The organism is Pseudomonas sp. FDAARGOS_761 (assembly GCF_013343155.1).
Lineage (GTDB): Bacteria > Pseudomonadota > Gammaproteobacteria > Pseudomonadales > Pseudomonadaceae > Pseudomonas > Pseudomonas aeruginosa.
Genome location: NZ_CP054572.1, coordinates 2143870 through 2161994, shown reverse-complemented (window position 1 = coordinate 2161994; position 18125 = coordinate 2143870). Strand labels below are relative to the sequence as shown.

At 68.8% G+C, this 18125-nt stretch carries 14 protein-coding genes; 10 read left to right on the top strand and 4 right to left on the bottom strand.

Translation table 11 applies throughout. The features are described from left to right. Nucleotides 1–46: 46 nt before the first annotated feature. From FOC67_RS10245 to FOC67_RS10230, 4 genes are read right to left on the bottom strand one after another with little or no spacing between them, the layout of a single operon-like run. The gene (locus FOC67_RS10245) at nucleotides 47–373 is read right to left on the bottom strand and encodes a DUF2149 domain-containing protein (RefSeq protein WP_003088238.1); all 327 of its coding nucleotides are present in this window, start codon (nucleotides 371–373) and stop codon (nucleotides 47–49) included. Continuing rightward, nucleotides 373–849 carry a MotA/TolQ/ExbB proton channel family protein gene (locus tag FOC67_RS10240; protein WP_003088234.1) on the bottom strand — a complete coding sequence of 159 codons (477 nt, stop codon included), beginning with the start codon at nucleotides 847–849 and terminating at the stop codon, nucleotides 373–375. Before FOC67_RS10240 ends, FOC67_RS10245 begins: the two co-directional genes overlap by 1 nt. Further along, nucleotides 846–4691 (bottom strand): cobaltochelatase subunit CobN, encoded by a 3846-nt coding sequence (gene cobN, locus FOC67_RS10235; protein WP_114012706.1) that lies wholly within the window; start codon nucleotides 4689–4691, stop codon nucleotides 846–848. Before cobN ends, FOC67_RS10240 begins: the two co-directional genes overlap by 4 nt. Beyond that, nucleotides 4691–6652, bottom strand: coding sequence for a TonB-dependent receptor domain-containing protein (locus FOC67_RS10230; RefSeq protein WP_114012707.1), 1962 nt, complete (start codon nucleotides 6650–6652; stop codon nucleotides 4691–4693). The genes cobN and FOC67_RS10230 overlap by 1 nt, the downstream gene beginning before the upstream one ends. 167 nt (nucleotides 6653–6819) lie before the next feature. Between FOC67_RS10230 and FOC67_RS10225 the strand changes: the two genes are divergently transcribed. From FOC67_RS10225 to FOC67_RS10180, 10 genes are all read left to right on the top strand, one after another. Beyond that, the gene (locus FOC67_RS10225; protein ID WP_003088221.1) at nucleotides 6820–7629 is read left to right on the top strand and encodes a trans-aconitate 2-methyltransferase; all 810 of its coding nucleotides are present in this window, start codon (nucleotides 6820–6822) and stop codon (nucleotides 7627–7629) included. 157 nt (nucleotides 7630–7786) lie between these two features. Further along, nucleotides 7787–9814: a ribonucleoside triphosphate reductase gene (locus FOC67_RS10220; RefSeq protein WP_015503072.1), complete on the top strand. Its 2028-nt coding sequence runs from the start codon at nucleotides 7787–7789 to the stop codon at nucleotides 9812–9814. 43 nt (nucleotides 9815–9857) lie between these two features. Then, nucleotides 9858–10004, top strand: a complete 147-nt coding sequence (gene nrdD / locus FOC67_RS10215) for an anaerobic ribonucleoside-triphosphate reductase (RefSeq protein ID WP_003088212.1) — start codon at nucleotides 9858–9860, stop codon at nucleotides 10002–10004. Next, nucleotides 10001–10699, top strand: coding sequence for an anaerobic ribonucleoside-triphosphate reductase activating protein (locus FOC67_RS10210; RefSeq protein WP_003105843.1), 699 nt, complete (start codon nucleotides 10001–10003; stop codon nucleotides 10697–10699). Before nrdD ends, FOC67_RS10210 begins: the two co-directional genes overlap by 4 nt. 193 nt (nucleotides 10700–10892) lie before the next feature. Then, a complete protein-coding gene (locus FOC67_RS10205) occupies nucleotides 10893–12293 on the top strand; it encodes an FAD-binding oxidoreductase (RefSeq protein ID WP_009315579.1) in 1401 nt (466 codons plus the stop codon). A 12-nt stretch (nucleotides 12294–12305) separates the two neighbouring features. Then, a complete protein-coding gene (locus FOC67_RS10200; protein ID WP_003088200.1) occupies nucleotides 12306–12653 on the top strand; it encodes a cupin domain-containing protein in 348 nt (115 codons plus the stop codon). 44 nt (nucleotides 12654–12697) lie between these two features. Further along, a complete protein-coding gene (locus FOC67_RS10195; RefSeq protein WP_003139822.1) occupies nucleotides 12698–13930 on the top strand; it encodes an aromatic amino acid transport family protein in 1233 nt (410 codons plus the stop codon). A gap of 63 nt (nucleotides 13931–13993) precedes the next feature. Beyond that, nucleotides 13994–15541 (top strand): PucR family transcriptional regulator ligand-binding domain-containing protein, encoded by a 1548-nt coding sequence (locus tag FOC67_RS10190; protein ID WP_009315578.1) that lies wholly within the window; start codon nucleotides 13994–13996, stop codon nucleotides 15539–15541. 567 nt (nucleotides 15542–16108) lie between these two features. After that, on the top strand, nucleotides 16109–17335 hold the full coding sequence (locus FOC67_RS10185; protein WP_003112111.1) for a DUF2599 domain-containing protein: 1227 nt from the start codon (nucleotides 16109–16111) through the stop codon (nucleotides 17333–17335). A gap of 106 nt (nucleotides 17336–17441) precedes the next feature. Then, entirely contained in the window at nucleotides 17442–18122 is a 681-nt protein-coding gene (locus FOC67_RS10180; RefSeq protein WP_009315577.1) for a hypothetical protein, read from the top strand. Nucleotides 18123–18125 lie beyond the last annotated feature (3 nt).

Sequence of the window (18125 nt, the reverse complement as noted above, 5' to 3'; positions counted from 1 at the left end):
TCCGGGAACTCCGGGCAAAAGTCCCAGCTCTCCGCCGTACGCGTCGCTACTTGCCGGCCTCCCCGCCGCTCTCCGGCACGTAGATCATCCGTCCGTCGGCCAAACGGTAGGTCACCCCGGCGCGGCTGCCCTGCCCTTCGCCGATCTCGCCGCTGGCCTGGTAGCGCTTCAGCTCCTTGCCGTCCTTGACCAGCATGCGCATGTCCGCCTCGCCGGGATTCTCGACCACCACCACCTTGTCCTGGCTGAACGGGTTGAGCGGGTTCTGCACGATGACGATCAGGAGGATGCCGATCACCACCAGGAACAGGTCGATCAGGTTGACCATCGAGAGGATCGGGTCGTCCGCCTCGTCGTGTTCGAGGAAGCGCATCAGCCGGCCTCCCGCGCGCGTTCGACGGCGCGCAGTTCCTGGAGCAGCCAGCGGCGACGCACGGTAAGGATGAAGAAGGTGATGCTGGCGGCGACCAGGGCCAGGATCACCGCGGAAAACGCCACCACCAGGTTCTCGCCGATCCCCTGGGCGTCGTTGCGGGTCAGCGCCAGCAGTGCCGGTCCCATGGGGATCATGGTCGCCACCAGGCCGAGCATCGGCGCGCTGCGCGAGGTGATCCGCAGCCATTCCAGGCGCTGCATGATCCACAGTTCGAGATCGTCGCTGTTGCCGCCATGCAGCGCCTGCCAGGCCGCCAGGCGCGAGCGGTAGCGCCCGCGACGGCGCTGCCAGGCTTCCATGGCGAAGCCGCCGAGGGCGACGAAGGCGTAGGCCAGCGCGGCGAGGATCAACAGCAGCACCGGCAGCAGGAACAGGCGGGTGAGTTCGTAGAGGCTGGTTTCCAGACCATTCATGAGCGATTTTCCATCGGACGACGATTGACTACGGATTGCCGGACGGCGCCGGCGGCGAACAGCGCGAGCAGCACGGCGGCGGCCAGCCGGAGCCACGGCTGCGGCTCGCCGGACGGCGGCGGCGCGACTTCTTCGAGGACGCGGCCGCTGACCGTTTCGCCGGCACCGGACGCGGCCGCGCCCTCTGCCTGCGCCGCGGCCTCGCCGAAACCGCCGGCCATCCGTTCGATGAATTCACGGGTGGTCGCCGCGCCGACCTCGCCGGCGCCGGCGGCCGCCAGTTGCCGCCAGCGCTCGGCCAGTTCGCGGCGGGTCTGCTCGCTGGCGTCCCAGTAGCCCTTGCGGATGGCCTCGGCCATGCGCGCGATGATCTGCGCCTGGGCGGTCGGATTGTGCGTTTCGAACCACTCGGCGAGACCCAGCTCGCGGCGGTCCATGACGAAGGTGTCGTGCAACGCCTGCCACTGGTCGGCGCGGACCATGGTGCGATCCGCCGCCTGCCAGCCCCACAGGTTGTTGGCCAGGTCGAGCATTTCCAGGCTGCCGGCGTAGCCCTCGCGCTGCATCGCGGCGATCCACTGCGGGCTGAGGTAGCGCCCGCGCAGCTCGCTGGCGAGGAACTGCGCGGCGGCCGTGGTGCGCGGCTGGCGCTGGCGCAGGTCGGCGATGTACAGCGCCGGGCTGGCGCCGTCGAGGTGGCGTACCGCCAGTGACAGGCCGCCGAGGTACTCGAACGGGTGGTCGGTGGAGAGCACGCCGTTGAGCGTCGAGGAGCGCGAGAGGATCGCCGCCTGTACGCCCTTCAACTGTTCGGCGAACAGGTTGCCGCCATCCAGCTTCACGCCCCAGTCGCGACTGCCATAGGCGTATTGCAAGCGCCCGAGGAACTGCTCGGCGAGCGCCGAGTCGTCGTCCCAGCGGGTGGAGTCGAGGGTCAGTTGCGTGACCCCGGTGCCGTAGTCGCCCGGCGCATTGCCGAACAGCCGCAGGCGCGACAGGCGCTGCGCCAGTGGCGCTTCGACGCCGCGTTCGCGCAGGCGCCGCTCCAGCGCCTGGCTGTTGCGCGCCAGCGGGTTGCCCGGCTCGTCCAGCGCGGCGAGGCGCTCGATGGCCTCGGCGAGCAGGCGCATGAAGCCGTCGAACTGGTCGCGGTAGACACTGGTCACCTGTAGCACCACGTCCACCCGTGGACGCCCCAGTTCCGCCGCCGGCACGATGTCCAGCGCCAGCAGGCGGCCACCGGCGTCCCAGCGCGGGCGCAGGCCGAGGGCGTGCAGCGCCTGGCTTTCGACGATGCCCAGGTGGCGCATGGTTTCCGACGACCAGAGGCTGAAGGCGAGCTTTTCCGGCGCCCTGCCCTGGTGCTCGGCGCGGTAGCTTTCCAGCAGTTGGCCGAAGGCCTCGGCGCCGGCTTCGTAGGCGGCGCGGGTCGGTACCTTGTCGGCCTCGAAGGCGAACAGGTTGCGCCCGCTGGGTACCTGCGGATTGCGGATCGGATCGCCGCCCGGCCCGGGCGCGACGAAGCGCCCGGCGAGGCCGGCGAGCAGCGCTTCCAGTTCGCCGGTGTCGGCGAGCTGGCGGTCCAGTTCGCGGGCGCGCAGCAACTGCTCGCGCAGGCGCGGATCGGCCACCTTGGCGATCTCGCCGCCGTCGCGCAGGTAGCGTTGCAGCGTGCGGTAGGCACGACCTTCCCGCAGCGCCCTGAAATCGGCGGCGAACAGTTCGTCGGGGTCGAGACCGAGCGCGCGGTAGTAGGGCTCGCCGAGCTGCTGCATGACGGTGCCCAGGCGCAGCTCCGGCGAGGCGGCGACACCGAAGGTGTGCAGCCCCAGCGGCATCGCCGAGCCGGCCAGTCGGTGCAGGTGGTCGTGGAGCACGCCGAGGAACGCCGGGAAATCCTCGCGCATCGCTGCCTCGCTCCAGCCCAGGTCGTCGTTCATGTGCGCCGCCCGCACCGCCGCGCGGATCTGCTCGGCGCTGCGTTCGCGCACCGCGCCCTCGTCCAGTTGCTGGTATTCGTGGATCAGCTGGTGCAGGTCGCGCAGTTCGTCGTACAGCCCGGCCGGGGCGAACGACGGCGTCTGGTGGCTGACGGTGACCGCGCGCCCGCGCCGGCGCGCCTGGATCGCCTCGCCAACGTTGTCCTGGATGTACGGGTAGAACACCGGCAGGTCGCCGAGCGCCCGCAGCGGGTAGTCGCCCACCGCCAGCCCGCGGTCCTTGCCGGGTAGCCATTCCTGGGTGCCATGGGTGCCGAAATGGATCAGCGCGTCGGCGCCGAAACCCTCGCGGACGAACTGGTAGACCGCCAGGTAGAGATGGTCCGGCGGCACCGCGCTGTCGTGGTAGGCCTCGCCCGGACGGCCGGCGCGCGGCGGCTGCGGCAACAGCAGCAGATTACCCAGGCGCGCCGCCGGGAACACGAAGCGTCGCTGGCCGTCGATATCGCGCAAGGCCCAATGTCGACGCGGGTCGCCCCAGCGCGCGCGGATCTGCTCGCGCAGGTCCGCCGGCAGCGCCTCGAACCAGTGCAGGTAGGCGTCCAGCGGCAGGCTCGCGGCGAGGCCGTCGCGATACAGCGCGTCCAGGGTCTGCGGCCGGTAGTAGCCGCCGAGCAGGCGCTGGGCGGTATCGATCAGCGCGCTTTCGTCGCTCGTCGCAACCCGGTAGCCGGCCGCCCGCAGCGCCTCGCCGAGACGGGCCAGGCTGGCCGGTACATTGAGATGCGAGGCGGCGACGTTCTTCTCGCCTTCCGGGTGGTTCCAGAACATCAGCGCCAGGTGCTTGTCCGCCGCCGGCAGGCGACGCAGGCGCAGCAGTCGGTCGAGCTTGTCCAGCAGGGCCTCGGCCTGCCCGGCCATCAGCTTCGGCTCGCCGTTCTCCAGGGCGCTGATCACCAGCGGATCGCTCATTCCCCAGGTTTCCGGCATGCCGAGGAAGGCCGCCGCGGTACGCGGCGCCACCCCGCTGGCGGCGGCCAGCCAGTCGGCCTCGTTGCCGTCGCGGTAGCCGAGGGTCTGCAATACCGGCACGTCCAGCGCGAGGAACTCGGCACGGCGCGCCGGGCCGTTCTGCAGGTGCTGCAGGTTGACCAGCGCCTGGACATCGGCGCCAGCGAAGGACTTCCTCAACGCTTCCGGATCGCTGTCGTCGAACCACACCGCCAGCGGCGCCTGGCCGTGCCGCTCGCTACGCCGCAACAGTTCGTCGATGGCGCCGGTCTGGGCGTCGGCGATGGCGCCGCGCGGGATCAGGAAGGCGATGCGCGGGGCGTCGCTGGCCCAGCGCGAGGCGCCCCAGGCGAGGTAGTCGGCGAGGCCGGCGAACGGCGCCGGTGCGTCGGGATGATAGAAGCCGGCCTGCGCCAGGGGCTGCGGCGCCGGCAACGCGTCGACGGGCAGGCCGGCATGCCAGCGTCGGACCGCCTCGAACAGCCGGCGCAGGTTGGCTTCGCCGCCGTTCGCGTAGTAGCCGACCAGGCGCCCGCCCAGCGCCGCCGGCAGGTTGCCGAAACCCGGCGGACCGCCGCCGACGCGGATCCAGGGTTGCGTCCCGCCTTGCAAGCGCTCGCCCAGCGCCCGCTCGACCTGGGCGCGATCGGTCGGCCGCGGCGTGTCGAGGATCAGCAGGTCGCCGCCGTCCAGCCAGTCGCCGGGCGGCGCATCGCCGATGCCGAGGCGCAGGCCGCGCAACTCGACACCGGCCTCGCGCGCCCAACCGGCTAGGCGCTGGTGCTTGCCCGGAAGGACGAAGTCGCTGCTGAGCAGACGCACCTGGGCCGGCTCCGCCCAGGCACAGAGACTGGCCAGCAGCGCGCCGCAGAAGAGTAGCGAACGGCGCATCAGAAGCTCGCCACCAGACCGAGATGGAAGGTCCGCCCAGGTTCGGCATAGGTGAAGTGCGTGTCGTCGTCGGCCAGGCGCTGGTCGCCAAGGTTCTCGATGCCGCCGCGCAGCGTCAGGTTCTCGTTGAGTTTCTGGCTCAGCTCCAGGTGCCACAGGCTGTAGGCCGGCAAGGCGTAGCCGACGTTGCTGCTGTAGGCCACCTGGCTGCCGACGTATTCGGTGCGCAACTGGGCGCTGAAGCGCGCATTGGGGCTCCAGCGCAATTGGCTGTTGGCGAGGTGCCGGGAGCGGTCGCCGAGGCGCTGGCCGGCGGTGCGGTTGCGCGCGTCGAGGTAGGTGTAATTGAGTTCCCAGCGCAGGTCCGCCGGCAGGTCCACGCCGCCGCCCAGCTCGAGGCCGCGGATCCGCGCCCTGTCGACGTTCTCGTAGTTGCGTATCTCGCCGCCGCGCACCCCGCAGCGCGCTACGCAGACGGTCTGGATCAGGTCGCGGACATCGTTCTCGAACACCGTGCCCTTCAGCGACCAGCCGTCGCCCTGGTAGTCGGCGCCCAGTTCGTAGGACGTATTGGTCTCCGGCTTCAGGTCGGGATTGCCGTAGATAGTGAAGCGCCCGCCGCCGCCGACCGCCGCATACTCCGGCGATAGCTGCTTCAGGCTCGGCGCCTTGTAGCCGCGACCGACGCCGGCGCGCAGGGTCAGCGCATCGGAAAGGTGGTGCAGCAGGTACAGGCGCGGACTGCTTTCCCAGCCGAACGCCTCGTGCTTGTCGAAGCGGCTGCCGAGGGTCAGCGACCAGTCCGGGCCGAAGGCGATCTCGTCCTGCAGGAACAACGCCTTGTGTCGCGCGCTGGCGTCGCCGGCGGTATTCACCGAGCGATCCTCCAGTTCTTCCTTGCGCCATTCGCCGCCGAGGGTGAAGAGATGCCGCTCGAAGGCCGGCATGCTGAGGTGGCCGTCGACCACGCTGTCGGTAAGGCGCTGCGGGTTGCTCGGCGGTTGTCCGTCGGAACGCGCGTTGTGCCGCTCCAGGCGGTTGCGGTAGGTGCGCAGCTGGCTGCTGCCCCAGTCCCACTGGCCATTGTGGGCGAGCGACCAGCGCTCGCGTTCGATCACGTCGCGCGACTCGTAGTAGCGCGAGCGCGGCCCCCCGGTCTCGCTGTTGCGCCAGCGTCGTTCGCGCCCGCGCTGGTGGCCGAGGTCGATGCGCTGGGCGTCGTCCGGGGTCCAACTGAGGTTCAGCCCGCCGCTGTCGGCGTTGCCGCCTTCCAGCTCGGAGAGCCGGCGCTCGTCGGCGTCCGGGGTTTCCTGCTGGCGGCGGCTCTCGCCGTTCAGGGCGAGGCCCAGCTTGCCGGGGACCAGCGGCCCGGCGAGATAGGCGCCGAGCTGGTGGCTCTGCCCGCCGAGGCCGTCCTCGCGCACGCCGCCATCGAGCAGGCCGCTGCCCGTCCAGGTATCGGTGGCGCGCCGGGTGATCACGTTCACCACTCCGCCGAGGGCTTCCGAACCGTAGAGCGAGGACATCGGTCCGCGTACCACCTCGATGCGCTCGATGCTCTCCACCGGCACCCAGCCGAGGTCGAAGTCGGAATGGGCGATGGCCCCGGACGAGGTGGAGATCCGCTGGCCGTCCACCAGCACCAGGGTGTGCTCGCTGGACATGCCGCGAACGCTGATGCCCCGCCGGGACATGCCGACGCCGTTGAACTGCAGGCTTTCCGAACCGCGCAGGGCTTCCTGCAGGTCGCGCACCGGGCGCCGCCGCAGGTCCTCGGCGGCGATCAGCGAAACGCTGGCCGGGGCGTCGCGCAGCTTGCGCTCGGTAGTGGTGGCGCTGACCACCGTCGGCTCCAGGTCGACCGGCGCGGCCAGCGCCAGGCAGGGAAGCAGGTAGAGGAACGGCACGGCGCGGGCCAGCCGCAGCGGAGGAAGACGGTGCGGGGAGGAATGGGGGGTCATGGTCGGCAGGTATGAATTATGAATATTTATAAGTTATAACATAACATTTAATCGAATGAAGAATGCCCGCCGTTTCTTCTTCATCGAGGCCAGGGAACGTCTCGCTCGCCGTATCCCTCGAAGCACAGGACCCCACTCTCAACCGGGCATGCCCCCCAGGAGGAAAGATGACCGCAACCGAGCAGATCATGGCGCTCCTCGAACGCTGGGACCGCCAGCAGGAGGGCTACATCCGCCAGCGCGAGGAGCGCTACGAGGCGATGTTCCAGTTGCTCGAAGACCTCTTCGGCCGCGACGGGCGCTTCACCGCCATCGACGCCGCCTGCGGCCCGGGCTCCCTCGGCCGGCGCCTGCTCGAACGCTTCCCGGCAGCGCGGGTGGTGGCGCTGGACGCCGACGTCATGCTGCTGGAGATCGCGCGTACGGCGCTGGCCGGTTTCGCCGAGCGGGTCCGCGTGGTGGAGTGCGACCTCACCGATCCAGGCTGGACCGAACGGGTCGCCGAAGCGCGCGAGTCCCTCGCCGGCGAACGGCCCGCGGCGCTGCTCTCTTCCACCGCGTTGCACTGGCTGTCGCCCGCCGAACTCGCCGGGTTCTACGCCCAGGCCGGCGAGCTGCTCGCCCCCGGCGGCGTGCTGCTGAACGCCGACCACATGCGCTACGACCGACGCTGGCCGGGACTCGCGGAATTGTCCCGGAAGCACCGCGAGCGGGTCCTCCAGGCTTCCGTGGCCAGCGGCGCGGACAGTTGGGAAGACTGGTGGCAACGCGCCGCGCAGATCCCCCGGCTGGCCCCGCTGAAGGCGCAGCGCGACGCCCATTTCGCGCGGCGCCCGCTCAGGCGCGCCAGCGAAGACGAAGACTGCTCGCTCGATTTCCATCTCGCCGCCCTGCGCCAGGCGGGCTTCGCCGAGGCCGCCACGGTCTGGCAGCAGTTGGACAACTACGTGGTCTTCGCCCGCCTCGCCCAGGCCTGATACGCCGTCACCCGGGCGCGGGGAATACCTCCAATGGAACCCGGGCAATCCGCCGGACGTTGACGCAGATCAACGCCGGCTCGGCGTCGCTCGCCAGAATCCACAACATCTTGTTGTTTTGCAAAATCAAAACACATCATGTTGTGGAGAGACTGAAATGACCCAGCCCCGGAAGGCTACCTGGCCGGCCACCCTGCTCAAGCGCAACGGACGTGAAGTCCCCTTCGATCCCGGCAAGATCGAACGCGCCATCGCCGCCGCCGGCCAGGCCACCGGCGAGTTCGACCCGCAGCAGGCGCAGGCGCTCGCCGAACGCGTGGTGGAACGCCTGCCGGAACGCGCCTGCCTGGATATCGAACGGGTCCAGGACCTGGTCGAACGGGTGCTGATGGAGGCCGGCCACTACCCCACGGCGCGCGCCTACGTGGTCTACCGCGAACGCCACGGCCGGCTGCGCCGCGAGCGCAAGACCCTGGTGGACGTCGCCGCGTCGATGAACGAATACCTTTCCCGCGAGGATTGGCGGGTGCGCGCCAACGCCAACCAGGGCTATTCCCTCGGCGGGCTGATCCTCAACGTATCCGGCAAGGTCACCGCGAACTACTGGCTGGACGAGGTCTACGATGCCGACATCGCCGCCGCCCACCGCGACGCCGACCTGCATATCCACGACCTCGACATGCTCGCCGGCTATTGCGCCGGCTGGTCGCTGCGCACCTTGCTGAACGAAGGCCTGAACGGCGTGCCGGGGCGGGTCGAGGCCGGTCCGCCGAAGCACCTGGGCAGCGCCCTGGGGCAGATGGTCAACTTCCTCGGCACCCTGCAGAACGAGTGGGCCGGGGCCCAGGCCTTCAGTTCCTTCGATACCTACCTGGCGCCCTACGTGCGCAAGGACCGCCTCGACTACGCCAGCGTGCGCCAGGCCCTCCAGGAGTTCATCTACAACCTCAACGTGCCGTCGCGCTGGGGCACCCAGACGCCCTTCACCAACCTGACCTTCGACTGGGTCTGCCCGGACGACCTGCGCGACCAGGTGCCGCGCATCGGCGGCGAGGAGATGCCCTTCGCCTACGGCGAGCTGCAGGCCGAGATGGACCTGATCAACCGCGCCTACATCGAGGTGATGCAGGCCGGCGACGCCCATGGCCGGGTGTTCACCTTCCCGATCCCGACCTACAACATCACCCACGACTTCCCCTGGGACAGCGACAACGCCACGCGCCTGTTCGAGATGACCGCGCGCTACGGCCTGCCCTACTTCCAGAACTTCCTCAACTCGGACATGCAGCCCAACCAGGTGCGCTCGATGTGCTGCCGCCTGCAACTGGACGTGCGCGAACTGCTCAAGCGCGGCAACGGCCTGTTCGGCTCGGCGGAGCAGACCGGCTCGCTGGGCGTGGTGACGATCAACTGCGCGCGCCTGGGCTATCGCCACCGTGGCGACGCCGCCGGCCTCTACCGCCAGCTCGACCACCTGCTCGAACTCGCCTTCGCCAGCCTGGAGCTGAAGCGCAAGGTGATCCAGCAGCACATGGATGCCGGCCTCTATCCCTACACCCGACGCTACCTGGGTACCCTGCGCAACCATTTCTCCACCATCGGCGTGAACGGCCTGCACGAGATGGTGCGCAACTTCAGCGACGACCGCGAGGGACTGCACAGCGAAGCCGGGCGCGAGATGGCCCTGGCCCTGCTCGATCACGTGCGCGCGCGGCTGGTGGCTTTCCAGGAGGACAGCGGGCACCTCTACAACCTGGAAGCCACGCCCGCCGAGGGCACCACCTATCGCTTCGCCCGCGAGGACCGCAAGCGCTATCCGCGCATCCTCCAGGCCGGCACGCCGGAGGCGCCCTACTACACCAACTCCTCGCAACTGCCGGTGGGCTTCACCGACGACCCGTTCGAGGCGCTGGAGCTGCAGGACGCCCTGCAATGCAAGTACACCGGCGGCACCGTGCTGCATCTCTACATGGCCGAGCGGATTTCCTCCGCCGAAGCCTGCAAGACCCTGGTGCGCACCGCCCTCGGTCGCTTCCGCCTGCCGTACCTGACCGTCACCCCCACCTTCTCGATCTGCCCGCGGCACGGCTACCTGGCCGGCGAGCACGAGTTCTGCCCGAAGTGCGACGAGGAGCTGCTGCAACGCTCCACGCCCAAGAGCTGTTGCGGCGGCTGCGGCGGTTGAGTCGCCTGTCGTTCCTTTCATCCACCAGCAAGGAGTACCACCGATGAACCCCAACCAGTTGCCCGAAGGCCAGCGCCAGCGCTGCGAAGTCTGGACCCGCGTGATGGGCTACCACCGTCCCGTGGCAGCGTTCAATGCCGGCAAGCAGTCCGAGCATCGCGAACGCCGCCATTTCCGCGAGACGCGATGAGCGCCACGCTCAGGGTCGGGGGCCTGGTGCCCCTGACCACCCTCGACTACCCCGGCCTGCTCGCCTGCGTGCTGTTCTGCCAGGGCTGCGCCTGGCGCTGCCGCTACTGCCACAACCCGGAACTGATCGCGCCGCGCGGCGCGGAGGAAATCCCCTGGCCACGCCTGCTCGACTTCCTCCGCCGACGCCAGGGCCTGTTGCAGGCTGTGGTCTTCAGCGGCGGCGAGGCGACCCTGCAGGCGGCCCTCGGCGACGCCATGCGCACGGTCCGCGAACTGGGCTTCCGCGTCGGCCTGCACAGCGCCGGCATCAACCCCCGCGCCTTCGCCCGGGTGCTGGCGCAGAGCGACTGGGTGGGCTTCGACGTCAAGGCGCCGGCCGAGGACGTCGCCGCCATTACCGGCGTGGACGGCAGCGGCGCGGCCAACTGGCGCAGCCTGGAATGCCTGCTGGACAGCGGCGTGGCCTACGAATGCCGGACCACGGTGCACTGGCGCTTGTTCGATAGCGAACGCCTCTGGCGCCTGGCGACGCGCCTGCGCGCGATGGGCGTGGAGCGCTTCGCCGTACAACTGGCGCGCCCGGCCCGCCAGCTCGATCCGCAGCTTCTCGCGAAGCCCGCGCCGCAGGGCGCTGCGCAGCTATGGCGAGAACTGGAAGAGCTGTTTCCCGCCTTCGAACTGCGCGACGCCTGAGCCTCCGGTTCAGCGGCGTCGCTCGGGCCTGCCAGCTCGCTCGGACAGGGCGGGCAGTCCCGACCAGACCTGCCCTTCACAAGACTCATACGATCGTACGAGAGCACCTTCTCGATTCCTAGTTGCGTCCAATTGTCGCGGACGGCGCCGCTCGCCACCCTTGCTCCAGATTCAGCGACCCCGGACCCGCGCCATGAAACTCACGCTCACCCCTCCCCTGACCCCCAGCCACTGGATGCGCTCGACCGACCTGGCCGACGCCGCCAGCGCCCCCCTCGTCGGCACCCACTCGGCGGACGTGGCGATAGTCGGCGGCGGTTTCGTCGGGCTCTGGACCGCCATCACCCTCAAGCAACTGGAGCCGGACGCACGGGTCCTGCTGCTGGAGCAGGACGTCTGCGGCGGCGGCGCTTCCGGCAGGAACGGTGGTTTCGTGATGTCCTGGTGGCCGAAGATCGGCACCTTGCTGGGTTTCTGCAGCGAGGCGCAGGCGCGCTTCCTTGGCGAAAGCGCGGAGCGGGCGATCCAGGAACTCGGGGAGTTCTGCGCACGGCATGACATCGATGCGCACTTCCAGCAGAAGGGCTGGCTGTGGACCGCCACCACGGCGCACCACCTCGACGCCTGGAACGATACCCTCGCCGCCTGCGAACGGCTCGGCGTCAGTCCCTTCGAACGCCTCGACGCCAGCGAAGTGGCACGCCGGACCGGTTCGCCGGTGCATCTCGCCGGGGTCTTCGAGCGCAGCAATGCCACCGTGCAACCAGCCTTGCTGGTGCAAGGCATGCGCCGCGTGGCGCTGGCCCTCGGCGTGGAAATCCACGAGCGCTGTGGCGTCAGCCAGATCGTTCCCGGCCAGCCGGCACAGCTGCTGAGCGCCGGGGCCCGGGTCCAGGCCAAGGCGGTGGTTCTCGCGACCAACGCCTGGTCGGCCGCCCTGCCCAGGCTCTCCAGGCTGATCGTGCCGGTGAACAGTTCCATCGCGGTTACCGAGGCGATACCGCAACGGCTGGAGCGAATCGGCTGGACCGGCGGGGAAGCCATCACCGATTCCCAACTGATGGTGGACTACTACCGCACCACCCGCGACGGGCGCATCGCCTTCGGCAAGGGCACCGGCGCCATCAGCTACGGCTCGCGCATCGGCCGGGTATTCGACGTCGACCGGGAGAGCCTGGCCCTGACCGAGGCCGACTTCCGCCGCACCTATCCCTCGCTAGGCGACGTCCCGCTGGTCGACGGCTGGTCCGGCCCCATCGACCGTACCTACGACAGCCTGCCGGTCTTCGGCCACCTGCACGAGAACATCCACTACGGCATCGGCTGGAGCGGCAACGGCGTGGGACCGAGCCGCCTGGGCGGGCGGATCCTCGCCAGCCTCGCCCTCGGCCGCGACGACCCGTGGAGCCGTTGTCCGCTGGTAGAACGCCGCTGCCGGAGCTTCCCCCCCGAGCCGCTGCGCTACCTGGGTGGCTCCCTGGTGCGCAACGCCGTCCTGCGCAAGGAACGCGCGGAACTCGCCGGTACCGCGCCCTCGGCCACCGACCGCTTTCTCGCGCGCTTCGCCCCCGCCGGCCTTGAAGACAAATCCTGAGGAGCCCATGGCATGAACCCTTCGCTCATCCGTCTCGACGACGAAAGTCCTTTCACCTCGCCCACGCCCGTCGGCCAGCCCCTGGGCGAACCGGTAGCCCTGACCCGTACCGCGGCCCACCGCCCGCTCGCCGACGGCAACGGCGTGACCGGCATCTGGGAATGCACCCCGGGGCGCTTCCGCCGACAGGTCGAGCAGGCCGAGTACAGCTACATCGTCAGCGGTGAAGGTCGCTTCACCCCGGACGAAGGCCAGGCCGTGGAGTTTCGCGCCGGCGACGCGCTCTATTTCGCCGCTGCCACCCAGGGCACCTGGGACATCCGCCAGACCGTGCGCAAGACCTACCTGATCTTCGACTGACCCCGAAGAACCGAACTCCACCGCCCTGACAGAGGAAACAAGAAATGGGTATGCGAGAAGCGAACGACAACGCATCGGGCCTCAAGGCCCATCCCCTGGGCTCGCTCGAGACGATCGCGATCATCATCGGCACCAACATCGGCGCCGGCGTGCTGAGCATGGCCTACGCCGCCCGCAAGGTCGGCTACGTGCCGTTGCTGGTATGCCTGGCCCTGACCTGCCTCTTCTGCATCGTCACCATGCTCTACGTGACCGAAGCCTGCCTGAGAACCCGCGGCAACAACCAGCTCAGCGGCCTCTCCCGGCGTTACCTGGGCCCGCTCGGCGGCTGGCTGATCTTCATCGCGGTGGCGGCCAACAGCTACGGGGCCCTGGTCGCCTACATGACCGGCAGCGGCAACATCATGCTCGAGTTCTTCGGCCAGTACGGACTCACGCGCGAGGTCGGCAGCCTGATCTTCTTCGTCCCCTCGGCGCTGGTGCTCTACCTGGGCCTGAAGGCGCTCGGCGTGGGCGAGAAGCTGATCAGCGCCGGCATGGTGGCCATCGTCTGCATCCTCATCGGCGCGACCCTGATGCACGACGACGCCCGTCTCGCCCACCTTTGGCAGAGCCAGTGGCAATACGTGGTTCCAGTGTTCAACCTGGCGGTCTTCGTGTTCGGCGCGCAGTTCCTGGTTCCGGAGCTGGTGCGCGGCAACCTGGCAACCCCCGCGCGCGTGCCGCGCCTGATCGTGGTCGGCATGCTGCTGACCTTCCTGCTGGTGGCGGCCATTCCTGCCTCGGTCATCGCCCTGGTCGGCCCCGACAACCTCAGCGAGGTGGCGACCTTGAGCTGGGGACGCTCCCTCGGCCAATGGGCCTACTACGTGGCGAACACCTTCGCCTTGCTGGCGATGCTGACCTCCTACTGGGGACTCGGCGGGTGCCTGTTCACCAATATCTTCGACCACTTCCGCCTGGGCAGCGAAACCAACCGGCGCAAACGCCTGGCGGTGCTCGCCGCGGTCTCGGTCCCGCCGTTCCTGCTGGCCTATGCGGGGCTCGGCGGCTTCGTGAACGCGCTGTACTTCGCCGGTACCTTCGGCGGCGTACTGATGGGCATCATCCCCATCCTCCTGCTCAACGCGGCGCGGCGCCACGGCGACCAACTGCCGGCATTCAGCTGCGGCTGGTATGCCCATCCGCTGATACAGGGGCTGATCGTCCTGGTGTTCGCCTCCAGCGGGGTCTATGCGATCGCCTCGGCACTGGGGATGCTGCCCGCCAGTTGGTGACAGGGCGCGCTGCCTGCGCCCGGGGCGATTACACTGAAAGCCCATGCCTGGAGTTTCCTGGACATGCCGCAGAGCATCCGCCACCTGATCGCCCTCCCCGAACTCCGTTCACGCCTGCTGAGCGGAGCCGGCGGCCTCGACCGCCCGGTTCGCTGGGCGCATGTCTGCGAACTCGACGACCCCACCGAATGGCTCGGCGAGGGTGACCTGCTGATGACCACCGGGCTGGGCATACCGAGCGAGGCCGAGCGGCAACGGCGTTACGTCCGAAGACTGGCCGAGGCCGGCCTGGCAGGCATGATGATCGGCGAGAACATGGAAGCCCCGAGCGACCTCGATGCCCTGCGCGAGACGGCCGAGGCCCTGGGCTTCCCGTTGATTCTCACCCACTACGGCGTCCCTTTCGCCGCCGTGACCCGGGCCATCGTCGATGCGGGGCAGAAAGACGAATACGAGCGCCGCAACGCCCTGGCCCGGATATACGAAAGCGCCCGATTGAGCATGCAGGGACTGGGCCTGCCGGCGCTGCTGCAACGCCTCGGCAAGGACGTGCGGAGCAGCCTCTACCTCATCGTTCCCGACACCCTGGCGGCCTGGCAGCCAGGCCTGCCAGGGCTGCCCGCGGAGTTGGCCGACGCGCTGCGCAACCGCCGTCGCGAGCAGGCGGAGCCGCAGCCAATGGTCCTTCGCCATCCGCTCGCGGAAGGCGAAGCGCTCAGCATCGGCATTCCTTCCGACCGGAACTGCCTGCTGATAGCCCTGGGCGAGCGGCTGCCGGACTACAGTCTCCTGCACCACCTGACGGCAGTGCTCGGCATAGAGATCGAACGGCTGCGCGTCGAAAGCGAACGCCACCTGCGCCTGGGTTCGGAATTGCTCGACGACCTGCTGCAACGACGGCTATACCGGGAACAAGCCGAGGAGCGGCTGGAGGAACTGCTGCCCGGGCTCGATCTCGACGATGCAGTCGTTTCCGTGGCAAGTTCCGAGGGGCTCGCGACCGACCCTATCGGTCTTTTCCGGGGCCACGACTCACGCCTGCTGGTTCGCGCGCAAGGCCAGGAAATCATTCTGCTGCACCAGGCCGGCCTCGCCTCGACACTGCAGGAAGCCCTGGACAGCTCGCTGGGAGTGAGCGCTCCGCTCCGTCGTGCCGAACGTTGCGCCGAGGCCTTGCGCGAAGCGCGCCTGGCCCTGGCCCACAGCCATTCCCGGCGGCCGTTGTGTCGCTACGCGGAACTGGACGACGAGGCGCCCTGGCTACCCAGAAGCCTCGCCGAGGCCGAGCGGGCGTTCCGCCTGGTCCTCGGCGCCCTCCACGACTATGACGCGGCCAATGGCTCCGCACTGCTATACACGCTGCAGGTCTTTCTCGAGGAAAACAGGTCCTGGTTGAACGCCGCGCAGCGGCTACACATACACAAGCAGAGCCTGGTCTACCGGATACGCCGCATCGAGGAAATCAGCGGTCGCTCGCTGGACAGCACCGCCGATGTGGCGACCCTCTGGTTCGCCTTGCAGGCAACCCGGCTGTCGCCGGAAGCGAGGGGCAGGACGGCGAAGAGCAGCCTCCTGGAGCAGTCCGCGCACCATGGCGGCGACATGGACTGACGGCGGAACCCGACACCTGGCGCTTGCAGGGCGACGCCGCCGCCAACAGGCGCGGCCAGGAACGGTTGCCCGACAGCGGCGTGGCCTGTGGATGCCGGACCACGGTGCATCGCAGCGAGCGCCGTTGCGAATGCATTAATCCCCCTTGCTAGCTAGCCACCCCGCCGCTGGAGCGGCGCGGCCCGCGCTTCTAGGCTCGAACGGTAAGACGGAAGCCCATCGGCGCGGCGCAAAGGAGGCCTGCGATGCGTAACGGAATCGACGCTGTATCCGCCCCGCTACCCACCCTGTTCGTATCTCCGCCGGCGGTCTTCACCGCCTCCCTCGAGCGACTTCCCCCACGCGCTCGGCAGGCCCCCGCCGCCCAGCGCCCGCCGGGGTCGCCCGGCATTCCCGGCAGCGCCCGGTTGCAGACTGGCGCCGCCACGTCCCGCTGACGTCCCAACGCCGACGGCCATGCCGTCGCAAGCGCTTCATCCCTCGCGATCCGCCCGTCGCGCTCGTCCCCATCGGGACCAACCGGGCCGCCCCCGGCCCGCTCCTTCGAACCTGCGTGGAGTCCATCCCATGAACGGAAGCAGATCCACCTTTCTCTACCTTCTCGCCGCCGCCGGCCTGGCGCTGACACCCGCGGCCCAGGCCGACCGGGGCAACGACGTGGTCGCCCGGCTCAACCAGTTGTACAACGACACCCGCCAGGATTGCGGTGGACCGTCGAAGCCGGCATTCCTCTGTTCCGGCGTGCTGTTCCGCGCCACCTGGCCTTCGACCGACTACATGTTCTACAGCATCAGTCCGAAGAGCCAGAAAAGCGGCGGCGTCTCCGCCTCCTACCTGCGCAAGGACGCCAAGTACCGCAAGCTCGCCTATGGCCTGAAGAGTGGCTTCATCTTCGACACCATCTTCGGTAATCCGAAGGACCACCAGGACTATGCGGTGCTCTGTTCCTTCCCCATCGACGCCGCCACCGACGACCGCGCCCAGCAGGGTTGCACCGATTCGCGGCGCACGCCGAACAGCGTCGAGAAGTCCTGCCAGGACATCAACGTCAGCACCGCCGAGCAGTGGGCGGCGAACTACCGGCAGAACCGCGGCGACCATTCGCGGCAGTGCTCCTTCGACGTCCGCGACGAGCGCAATACCGCCGCCGGCCCGGCCTTCTACCAGAGCATCCGGGCGATGGCGCAGATCGCCGACGAATCCTTCACCACCCAGAACGAACTGCGCCTGGCCAAGTGGGAGGAAAACCCGCCGAAGTCGCCGTCGATCCTCGCCGCGTTCTACACCGAGGACGCCGGCCTGGAGGGCGCTCGGCTCAACCAGATCCAGTGGTACCAGTCGGTCCAGGCATTCCTCCCGATCATCAACATGCGACTGCCGCAGACCCGCCAGCAGGACGCGCAGTTCGCCTACGACGGGCGTAAGCAGGCGATCTACCCGACCAGCGAGAAGAATGCCTGCGAGCGCTATGTGGAAAGCGCCACCTGGGTGGAGCGCGACGATCCGGGCTTCAGGAAGAAGATCATGACCCTGGAAGTGGTACCGACCGATTGCGGGCGCAAGATCCAGGACAACCAGACCAACAATTTCTTCAACGAGCTGGTGGTCGACCACTACCTGGACAGCGAATGGAAGGACAACCCGGACAACCGCGACAGCAATATCGGCAGCATGCGCCGACAACTGGTCTGCCACTTCAACGTCGCCCGCAACAAGCCCGAGTGGAACCTGGAACCCTCGCGGCCGTACACCTCCAACGAGGACTCCATCGCCAAGGGCTGCAATAACACCTGAGGCCGCTCCGCGGGGGCGCTACGGCGTCCCCTGCGAACAGCGATATGGCCTTTTGATATCACACGCTCTACCATGCCGTCTTTCCAAGCCGCCAGGGAACGAACGCATGGCTTTCGATGCCGCCCGCTATGTCCACCGCTACTACGCCAGCCTGGCGCCCGCCCCGGGCAACGAATACCCGCGCCTGAGGGCCTGGGAGTACCTCTGGGAGTATGTCTGGGACCCCAGTCGCAGCTGGGACGACCTGACCGCCCCCGAACAGCTCGACACCACCGCCCTGCACCTGGGTTTCTACCTGGCCAACTGGGGCATGTTCCGTGGCTCCTCGGGACTGCTGCAGAACAGCAACCTGGACCTGATGAAAGCGCTGGCCCGGCAGCTCTTCAGCGGTGCCGGAGCGGAACTCTTCGAGCTGTCCCTGGTGGATTTCGCCGGCAACGGCGCGCGCCTGGCGCACAACCGCAAGCTGCTGGAAACGGTACTCGGGTCGATGGACGCCCTCAGCAGCCGGGTGAGCTGGACCGACACCCTGAAGAGCAAGATCCTGCTCGGCGTCTGGGGCGAGTTTCCCGCCCTCGACCGCCACTACGTGGCCGCCTGTCGCGCGCTGTATCCACGCCGGGGCCTGACGAGCGTCAACGGCGGCACCCTCACCGCGCTGCACCGCCTGATCGGCGAAGAAAGGCTGTCGTTCCCGCGCCTGGAGACCGCCCGCAAGGGGCTCCTCTATCCCACCGGACGCCTGGCCGACATGGCTTTCTTCCAGTACGGCCTGGAAAACGCCTGAGAC

Excerpts from the sequence above, each read along its gene's own strand:
- FOC67_RS10245 (WP_003088238.1), bottom strand. The coding sequence starts at position 373 with ATGCGCTTCCTCGAACACGACGAGGCGGACGACCCGATCCTCTCGATG.
- FOC67_RS10240 (WP_003088234.1), bottom strand. The coding sequence starts at position 849 with ATGAATGGTCTGGAAACCAGCCTCTACGAACTCACCCGCCTGTTCCTG.
- cobN (WP_114012706.1), bottom strand. The coding sequence starts at position 4,691 with ATGCGCCGTTCGCTACTCTTCTGCGGCGCGCTGCTGGCCAGTCTCTGT.
- FOC67_RS10230 (WP_114012707.1), bottom strand. The coding sequence starts at position 6,652 with ATGACCCCCCATTCCTCCCCGCACCGTCTTCCTCCGCTGCGGCTGGCC.
- FOC67_RS10225 (WP_003088221.1), top strand. The coding sequence starts at position 6,820 with ATGACCGCAACCGAGCAGATCATGGCGCTCCTCGAACGCTGGGACCGC.
- FOC67_RS10220 (WP_015503072.1), top strand. The coding sequence starts at position 7,787 with ATGACCCAGCCCCGGAAGGCTACCTGGCCGGCCACCCTGCTCAAGCGC.
- nrdD (WP_003088212.1), top strand. The coding sequence starts at position 9,858 with ATGAACCCCAACCAGTTGCCCGAAGGCCAGCGCCAGCGCTGCGAAGTC.
- FOC67_RS10210 (WP_003105843.1), top strand. The coding sequence starts at position 10,001 with ATGAGCGCCACGCTCAGGGTCGGGGGCCTGGTGCCCCTGACCACCCTC.
- FOC67_RS10205 (WP_009315579.1), top strand. The coding sequence starts at position 10,893 with ATGAAACTCACGCTCACCCCTCCCCTGACCCCCAGCCACTGGATGCGC.
- FOC67_RS10200 (WP_003088200.1), top strand. The coding sequence starts at position 12,306 with ATGAACCCTTCGCTCATCCGTCTCGACGACGAAAGTCCTTTCACCTCG.
- FOC67_RS10195 (WP_003139822.1), top strand. The coding sequence starts at position 12,698 with ATGGGTATGCGAGAAGCGAACGACAACGCATCGGGCCTCAAGGCCCAT.
- FOC67_RS10190 (WP_009315578.1), top strand. The coding sequence starts at position 13,994 with ATGCCGCAGAGCATCCGCCACCTGATCGCCCTCCCCGAACTCCGTTCA.
- FOC67_RS10185 (WP_003112111.1), top strand. The coding sequence starts at position 16,109 with ATGAACGGAAGCAGATCCACCTTTCTCTACCTTCTCGCCGCCGCCGGC.
- FOC67_RS10180 (WP_009315577.1), top strand. The coding sequence starts at position 17,442 with ATGGCTTTCGATGCCGCCCGCTATGTCCACCGCTACTACGCCAGCCTG.